Origin of the sequence: Synechococcus sp. CBW1004, from assembly GCF_015840715.1 — a bacterium.
GTDB lineage: Bacteria > Cyanobacteriota > Cyanobacteriia > PCC-6307 > Cyanobiaceae > Cyanobium.
In genome coordinates, this window is record NZ_CP060397.1 from 70,523 (window position 1) to 85,741 (window position 15,219).

The following is a 15,219-nucleotide window of genomic DNA, read 5'->3' on the forward strand; positions in this document are numbered from 1 at the left end:
GGATGCTCAGGTCGCTGGCCCTCCCGCAGGCCTGCAGCGGGATCTGGGGACGGGGATCGCTCAGGAGTCCCGCATGCCGGCGCACCGGAGAACACCCCCTGGCCCGGAGCGGAGGACACCCTGGCTCTGGCTGCCTGTGGCCCTCTCCACCACGTTGCTGGTGCTGTTCGCCGTGGTGGTGAACCGCCAGCAGGCCCAGGCGCAGCGGATCGGAGAGCTGTCCAACCGGGTGAGGGCGCTCGAACAGAGCCGTGCCCTGGAGCGCACCGCCGTGCTGGAGCAGCAGCTGCGCGCGATGCTGTCGCGCCTGCAGACAATGGAGAAGGGCGGGCTGGAGCTGATGAGCAAAGAGCGTGATCAGCAGCAGGTGATCGAACGGCTGCAGAGCGAACTGGAGCAGGTGCGCAACGCCCTGCTCACCCAAGGCGGCAGCGCGGCCGATGGCCTGCTGCTGCCGTCTCCCGCCAGCGGCGGCCGGCGGCCAGCGCACTCCCTTCCGGCCAGCCCTTGAGCCCTCGTCGTCCGCACACCACTGTCCCGCCGCAGCGGCCCCTCGCCGCTCTTGCCCTCGCAGCTCTGGCATTGGCCCTCCCGACGGCGCTGGCTGCGGCCTGGGGTGGAGGCCGTGCGCTGGCCCAGGGATCGGCGGCGATCCAGCGCTGCCCTGATCCGGGGCTGCCGGATCCCGATCCCGACCACTTCAGCCTGGTCGCGCCCCCCTACCTGCAGCCCGGCAACCAGGCCTGCGCCCCCTGCGACGCGCCCGCCAACGCGGCATCGCCCGCCTGCACCGTGTTCCGGGAGCTGCGACGCTGCCGCGACGGGCAACTCTGCCGCCAGTCCGCGGGACCCTTCTGGATGCTGCCTCAGCGGCGGCTGGGCGTGGTGGCGGTGCTGGACCGCCGGGGCGGCCCTGACAGCTGCCATCTGGTGCTGTTCGCATCCGAGACGACCATCGGCGTGGAGGACCGCTCCCGCCGCGATCAGCGCCCCTACTGGAATCTGGCGATCGACATGGTGCGGCGACTGCGCCAGCCGAGCCTGGGGGAGCGCGAGTGGCTGCTGGGGATCAATCCGATGGACCATCGCAGCCAGCACCAGCTGCACCTGCATGGCGGTCGGATCAGCCCGACGCTGCGGGCGGCACTGATCCAGGCCGGCCAGGACTCACGCTTCCGCTCACTGATGATCCTTTCGCCGATGGCCCCGGGGAACAGCCCCAGCACCACCGGTTCCGCGTCCGCTGGATTGCCGATGCCCAGCCCGGGTCTGGGAATGCCGGCCAGGACCTGAGCCAGCGCAGTCCCTTCGCCCTGGTGAGCCTCGATGCAGGGGAGGAGGCGATGCCCCGGGCGGCGATCCTCCTCAGCCGTGCCGCCGGGGGGGCCGGCTACCACCTGCTCTACAGCCTCGATGGGATCAGCGCCGAGGGCCTGATCGACTTCCGCGGGGCCTGCCAGCTGCGCGATCCCGGCTCTGCCGGCAGCTGACTGACAGACGCCTGGAAAGGCTGATTCACCCCTTCACCGCATCACCGCTGGCACTGGGCAGGATATAACGCTGCAGCAGCACGAACAGCAGCAGTACCGGCACGATCGAGACCACCGAACCTGCTGCCACCAGGCGCCAGTCGAGTGAGAAGCTGCTGGACAGCTGCTGCAATCCCAGCGGCAGGGTGAACAGATTGGGGTCGTCAAGAATGATCAGGGGCCAGAGGAAATCGCTCCAGGTGCCGATGAACACGAACATCGCCAGCGTGATCAGATCGGCACGGGCGGCTGGGATCAGCACGTTCCACCATTCGCCCAGTGGCGTGCAGCCATCGATGCGGGCCGCCTCCTCCAGCTCCACCGGTACCCCCAGGAAGCTCTGCCGCAGCAGGAAGATCCCGAAGGCGGTGGCCGCCTGGGGCAGGATCAGAGCCCAGAGGGTGTTGCGCAGGCCGATCTGCACCATCAGCAGATAGAGCGGGATCATCACCACCTGAAACGGAATCAGGATCGTGGCCACCACCAGCGCCAGCACCAGCCCGCGACCGGCGAAGCGCAGCCTGGCCAGCGGATAGGCGGCCAGCGAGCAGAAGAGCAGGTTGGCCACCACCGCCAGGGCGCTGACGATGGTGCTGTTGAGCAGGTAGGTGGCCATCGGCTGCTCGGCGAACAGCTTGCGGTAGGCCTCCAGGCTGGGGGCGGCGGGCAGCAGGGCCGGCGGGCTGGTGAAGATGTTCTCGGTGGGGCCCTTCAGCGAGGTGCTCAGCAGCCACAGCAGCGGCAGCAGCAGCAGCAGAGCCAGCAGCAGCAGCACCGCCAGCTGCACGGCCACGGCGAGCGGGGATCGGGGCGCGGCACTGCCTGTCGAGGCCATGGGAGTGGGTTCGATCGACGGACGCCGCCAGCATGGGGCATCGCTGCAGATCCATGCTCAGTCCCTCCCGCGGCCCTGAACGGCTGGTGCGCGCCGGTCAGTGGGCGATCGCCGTGCTGTTCGCCTGGTTCCTGATCCAGGTGGGGGCCAGCCTGATCGCGGATCTGCCGCTGCTCAGCCGCGCCCCTCAGGCCGCGCAGTTTCGCCCCGTGGTGGCGCTGCAGGCGGTGCAGAACCGTCTCGAACCGCTGCAGGAACAGGTGCGGCGCCTGCAGGAGCAGCTGGAGGCCCTGAATCGCCGCCGGGAGGTGGTTCAGGAGACGTTGCGGCGAGAGCGCCAGAGCTTCGAGACCTGGCGGGCCACCCGGGCCGCCACCGCCCAGAGCGATCAGAACCCCGAGGTGCTGCAGCGGGCCCGTCAGCTCGATGCCCGGCTGGAGCAGGATCGTCTGCTGGCCGAGGACCAGCGACAGCTCGAACAGCGCCAGCAGCAGCTCCAGGGTCGCCTGGCGCCCTTGCGGCGCCAGCAGGCGGAGTTGGAACGTCGCGGTGAGCAGGCCTATGCGCGGGCCCTCCGCCGCCATGAATGGATCGCCTTCCTGATCCGGCTGGGATTCGTGCTGCCTGTGCTGGCTCTGGCGTTGCATCTGTTCCGCCGTCGGCGTGGCGGCGAGCAGTGGCCATTCGTCTGGGGGTTCCTGCTGTTCAGCCTCTACGCCTTCTTCGTGGAGCTGGTGCCCTACCTGCCCAGCTTCGGGGCCTACATCCGCTACGGCATCGGGGCGCTGCTCACCTACCTGGGCGGGCGGGCGTTGATGCGCTGGCTGCGGGCCTACCTGCGCCGCAAGCAGTCCGAACAGCAGGCTCCCCAGCAGGACCGGCTGCAGCAGATCCGTTACGAGAGGGCCTTGCAGACCCTGGCTCGCCGCCAGTGCCCCAGCTGCGAGCGTTTCCTGTGCAGCGGCGAGGCTCCCATGCCGGACTTCTGCATGCACTGCGGCCTGCGCATCCAGACCCACTGCCGCGTCTGCGACCACCATCAACCGGTCTTCTACCCGTACTGCTCCGCCTGTGGCGCCGCGTCGGAGCTGCACACCAGTCAGCCCGACGCTGCCGCCGGGGAAGACGCTCCCTCCGCCGCCCTCGGCTGACCCCGGTCGCCATCGTCTGCAGGTCTGAGGGGGGCTGTGTGACCGCTGCAGCACCTGGACTTCACCGCGACGCCCGGCAGCTGCGGCTCAGACCGGCGCGTTCCAGCGCAGCAGCACGGCCTGCTCACGTTCGCGTCCCAGAACGCTCAGCGTGCCGGTGGACAGGCTGAGCAGGGCTCCGCCACCCGGCCCCAGCCCCAGCCAGGTGCCGGCGAGGGCGCGCAGGATGTGGCCGTGGGCGAACAGGGCCAGCCGACCGTGCCCACCGATCAGGCCCTGGCAATGGTTGAGCAGCCGCTGGCAGCGCTGCCCCACCTGTTCCAGGGATTCACCGCCGGGGCAGGGGTGGCTGAACACCGTCCAGCCCGGGACGCTGCGGCGGATCTCGGCGGTGGTGATGCCCTCATAGTCGCCGTAATCCCACTCGCGCAGGTCATCCACGATCCGGGCGTCCTTCCCCAGGCCGGCCAGCTCACAGGTGCGCCGGGCTCTCTGCAGCGGACTGGTGAGCACCGCGTCGAAGGCCATGCCGGCCAGTGCCGGCGCCAGACGGCGGGCCTCCTCCTCACCCTCCGGCAGCAGGGGCCGATCGGTGCGGCCGGTGTGGCGGCCGTTGCGGGCCCAGTCGGTGGCGCTGTGGCGCAGCAGCCACAGCTCGGGGGAAGGGGAGGGCATCGGCCTCAGTTGTACTCGCCGGGGATGTCGTTCTTGCGCACGGTGACGCGGTCGAACTTCTGACCGGACACACGCAGGAGTTCATCGCCGGAGAACTCGAAGCCCAGCTTCAGCGCGATCTGAGCGACGTCGTCGGCGGTGGCGGCGGCCAGCACCTGCTGCTTCAGGCCCGCATCGGCCTGCATGCGCGCCAGGAAGGCTTTCAGTTGGTCGAGCGACATCGGCAGGCCGGCAGGAGTATCCACTCTCCCCGAGCCGCGGCGCCCCTGTCAGCCCCGGGCGTGGGGAGTGGCGGGGCGTTTCAACGCGCCGTCAGATCCGGGGGATCAGGCGGCGCAGCAGGGCGAGGAACAGCTCCAGCGAGGCCAGGGCCATCACGACGCACAGGAGATTGACGACCCAGCCCAGCAGATAGAGGAGTGGCGCCGCAGGGCCCGGGCCACCGCCCTGCAGGGCGGCGAACAGATGATCGAGGGCGCCGTCGAGGACCGAGAACAGGGAGGCAACGAACATCGCCAGCGAGCTCTGCATGGCGATCGCGGCCTCGGCTGCCTCAGGGCCCGTGACAAGGAATCGGGCCAGGCTCAGCTGGAAGCTGGCCACCAGGAACAGCACCGCGAAGACCGTGATCTGGGTCAGCTGCCTCTGCGCCGCCACCTCGCGAGCCTCCAGCAGCAGATAGCCCAGTGCCACAGCCCAGATGAGCAGTCGCAGGATCGGCTCGCTCCAGTGGAGCAGCCGCCGCAGCGTATGGCTCATCGCTCACACCCTTGGCATCTCGGCCAGCGGCAGCGGCGTCTTCTGCGGATGCAGCGGTGATCGCTGGCTGCCGGCCACCAGGCGGTTGAGGGCATTGACGAACGCCTGGGCCGCAGCCACGACGATGTCGGTGTCGGCGGCGTGGCCGGAGTAGAGCACACCGCCGGCGCGCAGACGGATCGTCACCTCGCCCATGGCATCGATGCCCTCGGTGACCGACTTGATGCTGAACTCGATCAGTTCATTGGGCACTCCCGCCAGGCGGTTGAGGGCCTGGCAGACGGCATCCACGGGCCCCGTGCCGATCGCTGCCTCGGTGAGTTCGACGCCGTCGGTGGTTTCGAGGCTGACCGTGGCGGTGGGCTGCAGGCCGGTGCCGCAGCTCACCTGAACCCGCTTGAGCACGAAGCGGGCTTCGGATTGCTGCTGCACCTGCTCACTGACGATCGCCTCGAGGTCGCGGTCGCTGATCTCGCGTTTGCGGTCGGCCAGCTCCTTGAAGCGGGCGAAGGCGTCGTTGAGATCGTCACCCTCGAGGTTGTAGCCGAGCTCCTCGAGGCGGGCGCGGAAGGCGCTGCGGCCGGAGAGCTTGCCCAGGGAGATGCGGTTGTCGGCCAGGCCGACGGTGCGGGCATCGATGATCTCGTAGGTGAGCCGGTTCTTGAGCACGCCGTCCTGGTGGATGCCGCTCTCGTGGGCGAAGGCGTTGGCGCCGACGATCGCCTTGTTGGGCTGCACCGCCATGCCGGTGAGGTTGCTCACCAGCCGTGAGGTCTTGGTGATCTCCTCGGTGCGCACGCCGGTGAGCGGTTCGCTGCTCTCGACCGGCCGGCCCAGGAAGGGATTGAAGTAGCTGCGGCGCACATGCAGCGCCATCACCAGCTCCTCGAGCGAGGCGTTGCCGGCCCGCTCGCCGATGCCGTTGATCGTGCACTCCAGCTGACGGGCGCCGTTCTTGACGGCCTCGAGGAAGTTGGCGACGGCCAGACCGAGGTCGTTGTGACCGTGCACCGAGATCACCGCTTGATCGATGTTGGGGACGGCCTTGTCGATGCCGGCGATCAGGGCGCCGAACTCCGCCGGGGTGGCGTAGCCCACCGTGTCGGGGATGTTGATCGTGGTGGCGCCGGCCTCGATGGCGGCCTCGATCACCTGATGCATGAACTCGGGATCGCTGCGGCCGGCGTCCTCGCAGGAGAACTCGACGTCGTCGACGAGCGAGCGCGCGTAGGCGACCATCTCGCGGGTGATCGTGAGCACCTCGGCGCGGCTCTTGCGCAGCTTGTGCTCGAGGTGGATGTCGCTGGTGGCGATGAAGGTGTGGATGCGCCTGCGGGCGGCCGGGGCGACGGCCTCGGCGCAGGCCTTGATGTCACCGGCGGCGGCCCTGGCCAGGCCGCAGATCACCGGCCCGTCGGGTGTGCCCACGGCGTGGGCGATGCGCTGCACGGCATTGAAGTCGCCGGTGCTGGCGAAGGGGAAGCCGGCCTCGATGATGTCGACCCCGAGGCGCGCCAGCTGCTGGGCGATCGCCAGCTTCTCCTCCAGGTTGAGGCTGGCGCCCGGGGACTGCTCCCCGTCGCGGAGGGTGGTGTCGAAGATGAGAACCCGTCCGGGATCGCGCGCCATGGCTGAAATGGCCGCCTGGGGCTGCCCTGGCCGGCCGGAGGGCCGCTGACTGCACGGGGCAGGGCGGATCCGGAGGAGGGCGCTAAGCGGATTGAGTATGAGTTAGACGGCATTCTAAGGCCAGGCTGGCGGGCTGCCCCCTGCCCCCCGAGCCCGGGGACCTGCCGCCCGAGGCCGTGGGGGAGGTGCAGCGGCTGAACGCGTTGGTGCTGAACGGCTTGCGCGGATCGCCTGGGGCCCTTCCAGGGGCTCTGTGACCGGCTCCTAGAGTGCCGCGACTGTGGGTTCGCCATGGCCGACGGCGATCTGGCCCTTGTGCTCCACGCCCACCTGCCCTATGTGCGGTCGGGCGAGGCGGGATCCCTGGAGGAGGACTGGTACTTCCAGGCGCTTCAGGAGTGCTATCTGCCCCTGCTGGAGATGCTGGAGGCGGCCGCCGCTGACCCCACCCAGGAGCCGCGGCTGACGATGGGGGTCTCCCCCACCCTGCTGTCGCTGCTGTGTGACGCGGAGCTCAACGCCCGCTTCGTGCCGTGGCTGCAGCTGCGCCTGCAGCTGCTTCAGGGGGCCCCCACGCCCCTGGAGGCCGCCGCCCGCGATCTCTCCGGTCGGCTGGAGGCTGCCCGCGATCAGTTCCTCGCCTGTGACGGGGATGTGCTGCCCCGCCTGCGGGCCCTGCAGCGCCTGGGGGTGCTCGACCTGATCACCTGCGGCGCCACCCACGGCTACCTGCCCCTGCTGCGTGATGCGCCCGAGGCGGTGCGGGCCCAGCTGCTCACCGCCGTCCGCGAGCATCAGCGTCTGCTGGGCGAGCGGCCGCTGGGGATCTGGCTGCCGGAGTGCGCCTACTACGAAGGGCTCGATCAGCACCTGGCCGCCTGCGGCCTTCGCTACACGCTCCTCGACGGCCATGGGTTGCTGCATGCCCTGCCCCGTCCCCGCTACGGGGTCTACGCCCCGATCTGCTCTCCTGCCGGGGTGGCCTTCTTCGCCCGTGACAGCGAATCCACCCTGCCGGTCTGGAGCGCCAGCCAGGGCTACCCCGGTGACGGCGCCTACCGGGAATTCCACCGCGACCTGGGCTGGGATCTCAGCGACGCGCAGCTGGCCGCGCTCGGCATCGGCAGTCGCCGGCCCCTGGGCCTGAAGCTGCATCGGGTCACCTCTCAGGGCTGCCCCCTCGATACCAAACAGCCCTACGACCCCGCCGCGGCGGCGCAGCGCCTGGAGGAGCACGCCACCGCCTACCTGCGCGGCCGCTCCCGCCAGCTGCAGGCCCTCGCCCGCGCCATCGATCGCCCGCCGCTGCTGGTGGCCCCCTTCGACGCCGAGCTGTTCGGCCACTGGTGGTTCGAGGGCCCCCGCTTCCTGGGTGCCCTGTTCCGTCAGGCGGCCGACTCCGGGGTGCGCTTCACCCACCTGCGCCAGGTGCTCAGCGCCGGCCAGGCCCTGCAGGTGTGCCAGCCGTCTCCCTCCAGCTGGGGCCAGGGCGGCTACCACAACTACTGGCTCAACGAGAGCAATTCCTGGGTGGTGGCCGAGTGGCAGCGGGCCTCGCGCGCCATGGTCCGCCGCGTCAACCGGGGGGTGGGCAGCGCCAGCCAGCGGGAGCTGCTCACCCAGGCGGGCCGCGAACTGCTGCTCGCCCAGAGCTCCGATTGGAGCTTCATCCTGCGGGCCGGCACCACCACCGAGCTGGCGCGCGAGCGCATCCATCGCCATCTCGAGCGCTTCTGGCGCCTGATGGATGCAATCGACCGCGGCACGGAGCTGCCCGAGGGCTGGCTGGAGGCGCTGCAGCACGAGGATGGCCTCTTTCCGCTGCTCAACGCCGCCGACTGGGCGACGCCGCCACTGCGGGCCACGCCAGGCCATCCGCCCAAGCCGCGGGGTTGAGCCTCATCGCCGGCTGAGACTCCAGCAGCGGCTCCGGCGGGGTTCTGCGGCGGGTCTGTCCTCCACCTGCCCGGTTCGGTCCGCCCACCGCCAGCGTGGCCCATGGCTCGGCGTCATCCACGCCCAGCGTCTGGCCTGGAGGCCTTGCCACAGCAGCCCCCGCCAGCGGCGTCCCTGTCGGGCCTGTGGGTTGGCTCCGGGGCTTCAGCACCGCCACTGCCGCAACGTCTCCGTCGTCAGATCAGCCGGGGATCTGCACCACGAGGCTCTGGCGGTTGTTCGCCTGGCGGCAGGCCTCCTCCAGGATGCGCCGCTCAGGATCGACGATCACCTCCAGCCGGTGGCGGCCGGGTGCCAGGTTCAGGGGCATGCGCACCTGCTCCCCTTCGCCCGCCCCCAGCCAGGGGAGGTGCAGGTAGCGGTGATCGCTCCAGCGATCTTCGATCACCACCGCCACGCCCACGTCGCTGGCATCGAGGTTGCCTTCGTTCAGCACCGAGAACCGCAGCTCCCCCGCTTCGAAGCTCAGCTCCCGGATGGCCAGATCGGAGGCCATGGCATGGATCGTCTGCAGCGGGTAGAGCACCAGCCGCTCCAGCTCCTGCAGCCGGCTGCCCGGGTGTTCATGGTGCAGGTGGCCGCCGTGGCGCAGATCGGTGCTGCAGCCGTGCAGGTGCAGGTGGGCGCCGGTCGCCGGCACCGTCACCCGCCCCAGCTCCGGCTGGGTGTCGTAGAAGCCGCAGCCGTCCCAGTGCAGGCTGCGGCCCAGCCAGCGCACCGGATCGCCGGGGGTGGCGGGATCCTCCGCACTGAGGCGGAAGTGGGGCAGCCGCTCGTAGATCGTCGCGCCCACGCCCGCCTCGCCGCCCGCCAGCGCCTGCAGCCGCGCCAGGCCATCGTTGCGCCGCAGCTGGCCCATGCAGAGCTTGGAGGCCACCGTGATCACCAGCGACTCCCAGAGGCTGAGGAGCCGCAGCCCGTACAGCGGTGCCCGCTCCAGGCTGCCGGCGGCGGTCATCGCGGCGATCGCCCCGCCGATCGTCTCCTGCAGGGGCCTGCCCCCGGCGCCGCTCAGCAGCTCCGCCGGCACCGGCCGCCGCAGGGACGTGGCGTCATCGCTGAAGCAGACGTAGGGGAAGTGGCTGAGCCCGGAGCCGCCGGTCAGCCGGCGGATGCTGCCATCGGAGGGTTCGCTCTTGTAGATGCTGCTGCCGCCGTCGGGCCCGGTCTGCAGAAAGGTGAGTTCGCCGTTGTCCCAGCCGCTGGTGGTGCCGAGGCCGAGCACATCGCCCCGCAGCGGGATCCGCTCCAGGGGCAGGTGCTCCTGCACGTCCCCGTGCACCAGATCGGTGACCGTGTTGGCGATGTGAAGACGGACCATCGGGAGCGGGCGACGGGGTGTGGTTCGAAGCCTCTCGCTAGCAGCGGCCGGCGCCGATGCAACGATCGACGCCTGTCCTGTCGCGAAGGTCGGCCCAATCCCGCTCCGGGGTTGACCCCACGTGCCACCGCGCCATGGCTCCCGCGCAGGGCTCCGCTCAGAGGATCTGCTCCAGGAACCTGCGGGTGCGCCCGTGGCTGGGGTTGGTGAAGAACGTCTCCGGCGGGGCTTCCTCCACCACCAGGCCCTCGTCCATCAGCACGACCCGATGGGCCACCTGCCGGGCGAACCGCACCTCGTGGGTGACGACCACCATCGTGATGTCGTCGTCGGCCAGATCCTGCATCACCTCCAGCACCTCGCGCACCATCTCCGGATCCAGGGCGCTGGTGGGCTCATCGAACAGCAGGATGCGCGGCTCCATGCACAGGGCGCGGGCGATCGCCACCCGCTGTTGCTGGCCGCCGGAGAGCTGACCGGGATACTTGTGCGCCTGCTCGGCGATGCCCACCCGCTCGAGCAGGGCCTGGGCCTGGCTCTCGACCTCAGCCCTGGGGCGACGTCGCACCAGCACCGGCGCGAGGGTGAGGTTCTCCAGCACGCTCAGGTGCGGGAACAGGTTGAACTGCTGGAACACCATCCCCACCTCCCGGCGGATGGCGTCGATGCGGCGCAGATCGTTCGACAGGACGATGCCATCCACCGTGATGCTGCCCTTCTGGAACTCCTCGAGGGCATTGAAGGTGCGCAGGAAGGTGCTCTTGCCCGATCCGGAGGGGCCCATGATCACCACAACCTCGCCGCGGCTGACCCTCAGGTCGCAGCCGCGCAGGGCGTGGTAGCCGTTGGGGTACCACTTCTGGACGCCGCTGGCCTCGATCATCAGGCTGGCGGGCTGATCGGCTGGGCTTTGCATCAGGCTGTTGTGTTGGGGTTGAGGCGACGTTCCAGCGCGCGGCTGCCGAGACCGAGGGCGGCGCAGCAGCACCAGAACAGAACGGCAAGCGTCAGGTAGACCTCGGCGTTGCGGCCGAGGAAGGCCGGGTTGGCCATCACGGTGCGGGCGGTGCCCAGCAGCTCGAGCAGTCCGATCAGGGACAGCAGTGTGGTGTCCTGCAGCAGGGCGATGAACTGGCCCACCATCGCCGGCATCGCCGTGCGGATGGCCTGGGGCAGCACGATGCTCGTCATGGCCTGGGGCGTGGACAGCCCGAGCGAGCGAGCGGCCTCCAGCTGGCCCCGGGGAACCGCCGCCAGGCCGGCACGGACGGCTTCGGCCAGGTAGGCCGCCGCGAACAGGGTGAGCACCAGGGCGGCACGCCAAACCCGTTCAGGCGCAACTCCACCGGGCAGCAGGAATCCCAGGATGTTCTGCCCCAGGAACAGCAGGGTGATCAGCGGGGCGCCGCGGATGAACTCGATGTAGACCACCGAGCTCCAGCGCAGCAGCGGCAGATCGCTGCCGCGGCCAAGCGCCAGTAGCACCCCGAGCGGAAAGCAGAGCAGGATCGCCAGGCTGGCCTGCACCAGGGTGAGCAGCAGGCCGCCCCACTCGCCTGGGGGCACCTGGATCAGTCCGAGCCCCCCGCCGATTAGGCCAAGGCCGAACAGGTAGAGCACCGGCCAGACTAGGGGCAGCAACCGGAGGGCGAGGCGGCCGCGGCGACCCGCTCCCCAGTGCCCCGCCGCCCAGCGCAGAGCCAGCAGCAGGGCGGTGATCAGCCACCAGCGTGCCTGGATGGCCGGCGACAACCGCAGCAGAGCTGGCAGCACCAGGGCAATGGCGGCGAACAGGATGATGGCGATGCGGTCGTTGAGGGGCCAGAGCCTGGCTTCCAGGCGGCGATCGCGACGGGGCAGGGCCCGCAGCAGTCCCCAGCTGATGCCGCTGGCCGCCGCCAGCAGGGCTGTCACCAGCCACAGCCGCCACTGCTGCTCCACCGGGTAGCGGCCGACGGCGAACAGGGTGCTGTTGACCTGGATCACGGCCCACTCGGCCTGGAACAGGGCCCAGCGCAGCAGCCCGATCAGGCCTGAACCGACCAGCAGGATCAGCACCACGCTGATCGCGCTGTCCACGGGGGTGGCGAAGTAGTCCCGCCGCAGGCGATGGAGCACGGCTGTCATCAGCGTTCCTTCACCTGCACGCTGTGGTTGAGGCCGTTCATCAGGGCGGAGATTCCCAGATCGATGGCCAGGTAGGCGGTCAACAGGATCAGGTACACCTCAATCGCCCGGCCCGTCTGGTTGAGGGTGGTTTCGGCCACCGAGTAGAGGTCGGTGTAGCCCACGGCGATGGCCAGGGAGGTTCCCTTGGCGAGATTGATGTACTGGCTGTTGAGTCCCGGCACGATCACCCGCAGGGCCTGGGGCAGCACGATGCGGCGCATCGTCGTCCACCAGTGCAGCCCCAGCGACGAGGCGGCCTCCCACTGTCCGCGCGGCACGGAGCTGATGCCGCCACGCACCACCTCAGCGATGAAGACGCTGACGTGCACGATCAGGCCGGTGAGCAGGGCCGCGAACTCGACGCTGAGCTGCAGTGGCGCGTGCCAGACCCCGTTGGTCAGGCTCGGAAGCTCCCAGCCCGCGGATCCGAAGCCCGCCAGGTAGAGACCGGATTTGGCCAGCACCACGCCGGGCAGCTGCGGGGCGGCACTGCCATTGGGCAGGGACAGGAAGACCACGAAATACCAGAAGACCAGCTGCAGCAGCAGCGGGATGTTGCGGTTGATCTCCACATAGATCCGTACCAGCCGGCGCAGCAGGGCATTGCTGCTGAAGGAGGCCATGCCCACAAGCGTGCCCAGCAGCGTCGAGCCGATCAGGCCGGCGATCACGGCCCGCAGGGTGTTGACCAGGCCCACCAGCAGGGCGCGCCAGTAGGGAAGGTCGGGGCTGAACGGCAGCAGCGATTCGCTGACGTCGAAACCGGCGGGCTGGCCCAGCCAGCGCCAGGTGAGCAGCAGGCCGGCGGCGGTGAGGTTGCGCACCAGATTGCCCAGCAGAAAGGCGATCAGCAGCAACAGCACCAGACCAACCACTCCCTGGACCAACCAGGGCAGGGCGCGGCGGTTGTGCCACCAGGGCATGGGTTCGGCCGGCTTGCCGCCGGGGTCCGTGGAGGCGACCGCCATCAACGGAACGGGGGCGAATAGATCAGGCCGCCCTTGTTCCACTGGCGGTTCAGGCCCCGCTCAAGCTTGAGGGGGGACCCCATGCCGACGTTGCGCTCAAAGATCTCGCCGTAGTTGCCGGTGGTGGACACCGCCTTGACGACGAAGTCGGCGGGAAGCCCCAGCTGCTTGCCGAACTCCCCCTCGACACCGAGGAAGCGGCGCAGGTCGGCCTGGTTGGGATTGGCCTTGGCGAGCTGGACGCGCTCGGCCACGTTGGCCTTGGTGATGCCCAGCTCCTCAGCCTGCATGAGGGCGTAGGTGACCCAGCGCACGGCGTCAGCCCAGGCGGGGTCGGCGTTGACGACGGCCGGGGCCAGCGGTTCCTTGCTGAGCACGTCCGGCAGCAGCGCGTGCTCGGAGGGATTGGGGAAGTTGGTGCGTTTACCGGCCAGCTGGGAGCGATCGCTGGTGACGGCGACGCAACGGCCGCCCAGGTAGGCGGCGTAGGTCTGATCCCCCGTCTGGAACTTCAGGGGGGTGTAGGGCACATCGAGCTCGCGCATCCGGTCGGCGAGATTGAGCTCGGTGGTGGTGCCGGTTTCGACGCAGATCGGTTTGCCGGCCAGATCCTTGAGGCTGCGGATGCCGCTGCTGATCGGTGCCATCACGCCCTGGCCGTCATAGAAGACGGTGGGTCCGAAGCTCAGGCCGTTGCCGCCGGCCGCATCACGGCTTAGGGTGTTGGTGGTGTTGCGGGAGAGCACATCCACTTCGCCACTGGAGAGGGCGACGAAGCGCTCGCTGGAGTTGAGATCGCGGTATTCGAGCTTGCCGGGGTCGCCGAACAGAGCCGCCGCCAGGGCACGGCAGACGTCGACATCGAGGCCGCGGTAGGTGCCATCGGGGCCGACGAAGCTGAAGCCTGGCAGCTTGCCGTCGACACCACAGACGAGCTTGCCTCGGGTGGTGATCGTGGCCAGCTTCTGACTCTGCACCCCGCCGCCGCCTTCACTGGCACAGCCGGCGAGCAGCAGGGCGGAGGTCGCGCAGGCGATCGGGAGCGTTGTTTGCCAACGCTGGAACATCCTCATGGCCACGCCTGTCAGTGCGGGAATTGTGTCAGCTGGTGGAGGGTTGCGGATGTCCCTGACGGGAGCTGTCAGCGAAAGGGAGGCGATTGCTGCAGCCCGCCGTCTCCGGCAAGCCGGTCGAGGCCTCGCTCCAGCCCCAGCGCAGACCCCTGGCCAAGGTGCCGGCGGAACAGCTCGCCGTAGTTCCCCACCGCCCGGATCACGCGCACGCTGAAATCGGCGGGCAGGCCCAGCGAGGCCCCCAGGTTCCCCTCCACCCCGAGAAAGCGGCGCAGATCGCTGCGGCGCGGGTCACGGCGGGCGGCGGCCAGGGTGGTCTCGAGCCGGCCTTGGCTGATGCCCCGCTCCTCGGCCTCCACCAAGGAGTGCATCACCCAGCGCACCGCGTCCGCCCAGGCCGGATCCGCCTGGGCGGTGGCGGGGGCCAGCGGTTCGCGGCTCAGCACCTCCGGCAGCAGGCCGTGCTCCTGGGGCTTGGGAAAGCGGCTGCGGCGGGCGGCCAGGCCGGAGCGGTCACTGCTGATGGCGCTGCAGCGTCCTGCTAGATAGGCGCTGAACGTGTCGTCGGCGCTGCGGAAGCGCAGGGGCGTGTAGGGCACCCCCTCGCGGCGCATGCGGTCGGCCAGCACCAGCTCATTGGTCGAGCCGCTGATCACGCAGACGGTCCGCCCGGCCAGGTCGGGCAGGCGGCGGATGCCACTGGCCACGGGCGCCAGCACGCCGCCGCCGTCGTGCACCATCACCGGTGCGAAGCTGAGCCCGTTGCCGCCGGTGGCATCGCGGCTGAGCGTCATCGTGAGGTTGCGGGAGAGCAGATCCACCTCGCCGCTGACCACGGCCGTCAGGCTCTCGGCCAGGGTCAGCGGCCGCAGCTCCAGCCGGATCCCCTCCCCGAGGGCCGCCGCCACGGCACGGCACAGGTCCACGTCGAATCCCTCGTAGCGGCCATCGGGCGCCAGGCTGCTGAAGCCAGGCAGCTGGCCGTTGATGCCGCAGGCCAGCCGTTTGCTCTCCCGGATGCGCTGGAGGGTGGGACTGGCACCGGCCTGTGGGGCCTCCCTGTCGCCGCAGCCGACCACAAGTCCCATCAGCAGCGGCAGCACCGCCAGGATTGCCGCGCGCATGGGGATCCTGCTGTTCGGCGGATCTTCTCA

At 69.9% G+C, this 15,219-nt stretch carries 16 protein-coding genes; 5 read left to right on the forward strand and 11 right to left on the reverse strand.

From position 1 onward, the window contains the following. Window positions 1-136 precede the first annotated feature (136 nt). The 3 genes from H8F25_RS00335 to H8F25_RS00345 are packed head-to-tail and all read left to right on the forward strand — an operon-like array spanning window position 137 to window position 1,490. Window positions 137-511 carry a hypothetical protein gene (locus H8F25_RS00335; RefSeq protein ID WP_197211555.1) on the forward strand — a complete coding sequence of 125 codons (375 nt, stop codon included), beginning with the start codon at window positions 137-139 and terminating at the stop codon, window positions 509-511. Beyond that, window positions 508-1,293, forward strand: a complete 786-nt coding sequence (locus tag H8F25_RS00340) for a CDP-diacylglycerol diphosphatase (RefSeq protein WP_197211556.1) — start codon at window positions 508-510, stop codon at window positions 1,291-1,293. The genes H8F25_RS00335 and H8F25_RS00340 overlap by 4 nt, the downstream gene beginning before the upstream one ends. Window positions 1,294-1,316: 23 nt before the next feature. Continuing rightward, window positions 1,317-1,490, forward strand: coding sequence for a hypothetical protein (locus tag H8F25_RS00345; RefSeq protein ID WP_197211557.1), 174 nt, complete (start codon window positions 1,317-1,319; stop codon window positions 1,488-1,490). A gap of 25 nt (window positions 1,491-1,515) precedes the next feature. Here the strand turns inward: H8F25_RS00345 and H8F25_RS00350 are convergent, their stop codons facing one another. After that, window positions 1,516-2,364, reverse strand: a complete 849-nt coding sequence (locus H8F25_RS00350; protein ID WP_197211558.1) for a carbohydrate ABC transporter permease — start codon at window positions 2,362-2,364, stop codon at window positions 1,516-1,518. 53 nt (window positions 2,365-2,417) lie between these two features. Here H8F25_RS00350 and H8F25_RS00355 point away from each other — a divergent pair, with 53 nt between their 5' ends. Next, window positions 2,418-3,515: a hypothetical protein gene (locus tag H8F25_RS00355; RefSeq protein WP_197211559.1), complete on the forward strand. Its 1,098-nt coding sequence runs from the start codon at window positions 2,418-2,420 to the stop codon at window positions 3,513-3,515. An 87-nt stretch (window positions 3,516-3,602) separates the two neighbouring features. Here the strand turns inward: H8F25_RS00355 and H8F25_RS00360 are convergent, their stop codons facing one another. From H8F25_RS00360 to H8F25_RS00375, 4 genes are all read right to left on the reverse strand, one after another. Further along, a complete protein-coding gene (locus tag H8F25_RS00360) occupies window positions 3,603-4,190 on the reverse strand; it encodes a histidine phosphatase family protein (protein WP_197211560.1) in 588 nt (195 codons plus the stop codon). A gap of 5 nt (window positions 4,191-4,195) precedes the next feature. Continuing rightward, on the reverse strand, window positions 4,196-4,411 hold the full coding sequence (locus H8F25_RS00365; protein ID WP_197213283.1) for a Nif11-like leader peptide family natural product precursor: 216 nt from the start codon (window positions 4,409-4,411) through the stop codon (window positions 4,196-4,198). Window positions 4,412-4,502: 91 nt separating this feature from the next. Further along, a complete protein-coding gene (locus tag H8F25_RS00370) occupies window positions 4,503-4,949 on the reverse strand; it encodes a hypothetical protein (protein WP_197211561.1) in 447 nt (148 codons plus the stop codon). Between the two features lie 3 nt (window positions 4,950-4,952). Then, window positions 4,953-6,578 carry a 2-isopropylmalate synthase gene (locus tag H8F25_RS00375; RefSeq protein WP_197211562.1) on the reverse strand — a complete coding sequence of 542 codons (1,626 nt, stop codon included), beginning with the start codon at window positions 6,576-6,578 and terminating at the stop codon, window positions 4,953-4,955. Window positions 6,579-6,869: 291 nt separating this feature from the next. On the opposite strand from H8F25_RS00375, the gene H8F25_RS00380 reads away from it, so the two are divergent. Continuing rightward, the gene (locus H8F25_RS00380; protein WP_197211563.1) at window positions 6,870-8,474 is read left to right on the forward strand and encodes a glycoside hydrolase family 57 protein; all 1,605 of its coding nucleotides are present in this window, start codon (window positions 6,870-6,872) and stop codon (window positions 8,472-8,474) included. A gap of 241 nt (window positions 8,475-8,715) precedes the next feature. Here H8F25_RS00380 and H8F25_RS00385 read toward each other — a convergent pair whose 3' ends face one another. The 6 genes from H8F25_RS00385 to H8F25_RS00410 all read right to left on the reverse strand — a co-directional run bounded on the left by H8F25_RS00385 (window position 8,716) and on the right by H8F25_RS00410 (window position 15,189). Then, window positions 8,716-9,855 (reverse strand): CARDB domain-containing protein, encoded by a 1,140-nt coding sequence (locus tag H8F25_RS00385; protein WP_197211564.1) that lies wholly within the window; start codon window positions 9,853-9,855, stop codon window positions 8,716-8,718. A gap of 157 nt (window positions 9,856-10,012) precedes the next feature. After that, on the reverse strand, window positions 10,013-10,771 hold the full coding sequence (locus tag H8F25_RS00390; protein WP_197211565.1) for an amino acid ABC transporter ATP-binding protein: 759 nt from the start codon (window positions 10,769-10,771) through the stop codon (window positions 10,013-10,015). After that, entirely contained in the window at window positions 10,771-11,982 is a 1,212-nt protein-coding gene (locus H8F25_RS00395) for an amino acid ABC transporter permease (RefSeq protein WP_197211566.1), read from the reverse strand. Before H8F25_RS00395 ends, H8F25_RS00390 begins: the two co-directional genes overlap by 1 nt. Next, on the reverse strand, window positions 11,982-12,992 hold the full coding sequence (locus tag H8F25_RS00400; RefSeq protein WP_197211567.1) for an ABC transporter permease subunit: 1,011 nt from the start codon (window positions 12,990-12,992) through the stop codon (window positions 11,982-11,984). The genes H8F25_RS00395 and H8F25_RS00400 overlap by 1 nt, the downstream gene beginning before the upstream one ends. Beyond that, window positions 12,992-14,065 (reverse strand): amino acid ABC transporter substrate-binding protein, encoded by a 1,074-nt coding sequence (locus tag H8F25_RS00405; protein ID WP_231597409.1) that lies wholly within the window; start codon window positions 14,063-14,065, stop codon window positions 12,992-12,994. Before H8F25_RS00405 ends, H8F25_RS00400 begins: the two co-directional genes overlap by 1 nt. A 68-nt stretch (window positions 14,066-14,133) precedes the next feature. Next, a complete protein-coding gene (locus H8F25_RS00410) occupies window positions 14,134-15,189 on the reverse strand; it encodes an amino acid ABC transporter substrate-binding protein (protein WP_197211569.1) in 1,056 nt (351 codons plus the stop codon). Window positions 15,190-15,219 lie beyond the last annotated feature (30 nt).

What these genes read in the sequence shown, in the direction of transcription:
- H8F25_RS00350 (WP_197211558.1), bottom strand. Translation starts at nt 2,364, where the DNA reads ATGGCCTCGACAGGCAGTGCCGCGCCCCGATCCCCGCTCGCCGTGGCC.
- H8F25_RS00355 (WP_197211559.1), top strand. Translation starts at nt 2,418, where the DNA reads ATGCTCAGTCCCTCCCGCGGCCCTGAACGGCTGGTGCGCGCCGGTCAG.
- H8F25_RS00360 (WP_197211560.1), bottom strand. Translation starts at nt 4,190, where the DNA reads ATGCCCTCCCCTTCCCCCGAGCTGTGGCTGCTGCGCCACAGCGCCACC.
- H8F25_RS00365 (WP_197213283.1), bottom strand. Translation starts at nt 4,411, where the DNA reads ATGTCGCTCGACCAACTGAAAGCCTTCCTGGCGCGCATGCAGGCCGAT.
- H8F25_RS00370 (WP_197211561.1), bottom strand. Translation starts at nt 4,949, where the DNA reads ATGAGCCATACGCTGCGGCGGCTGCTCCACTGGAGCGAGCCGATCCTG.
- H8F25_RS00375 (WP_197211562.1), bottom strand. Translation starts at nt 6,578, where the DNA reads ATGGCGCGCGATCCCGGACGGGTTCTCATCTTCGACACCACCCTCCGC.
- H8F25_RS00380 (WP_197211563.1), top strand. Translation starts at nt 6,870, where the DNA reads ATGGCCGACGGCGATCTGGCCCTTGTGCTCCACGCCCACCTGCCCTAT.
- H8F25_RS00385 (WP_197211564.1), bottom strand. Translation starts at nt 9,855, where the DNA reads ATGGTCCGTCTTCACATCGCCAACACGGTCACCGATCTGGTGCACGGG.
- H8F25_RS00390 (WP_197211565.1), bottom strand. Translation starts at nt 10,771, where the DNA reads ATGCAAAGCCCAGCCGATCAGCCCGCCAGCCTGATGATCGAGGCCAGC.
- H8F25_RS00395 (WP_197211566.1), bottom strand. Translation starts at nt 11,982, where the DNA reads ATGACAGCCGTGCTCCATCGCCTGCGGCGGGACTACTTCGCCACCCCC.
- H8F25_RS00400 (WP_197211567.1), bottom strand. Translation starts at nt 12,992, where the DNA reads ATGGCGGTCGCCTCCACGGACCCCGGCGGCAAGCCGGCCGAACCCATG.
- H8F25_RS00405 (WP_231597409.1), bottom strand. Translation starts at nt 14,065, where the DNA reads ATGAGGATGTTCCAGCGTTGGCAAACAACGCTCCCGATCGCCTGCGCG.
- H8F25_RS00410 (WP_197211569.1), bottom strand. Translation starts at nt 15,189, where the DNA reads ATGCGCGCGGCAATCCTGGCGGTGCTGCCGCTGCTGATGGGACTTGTG.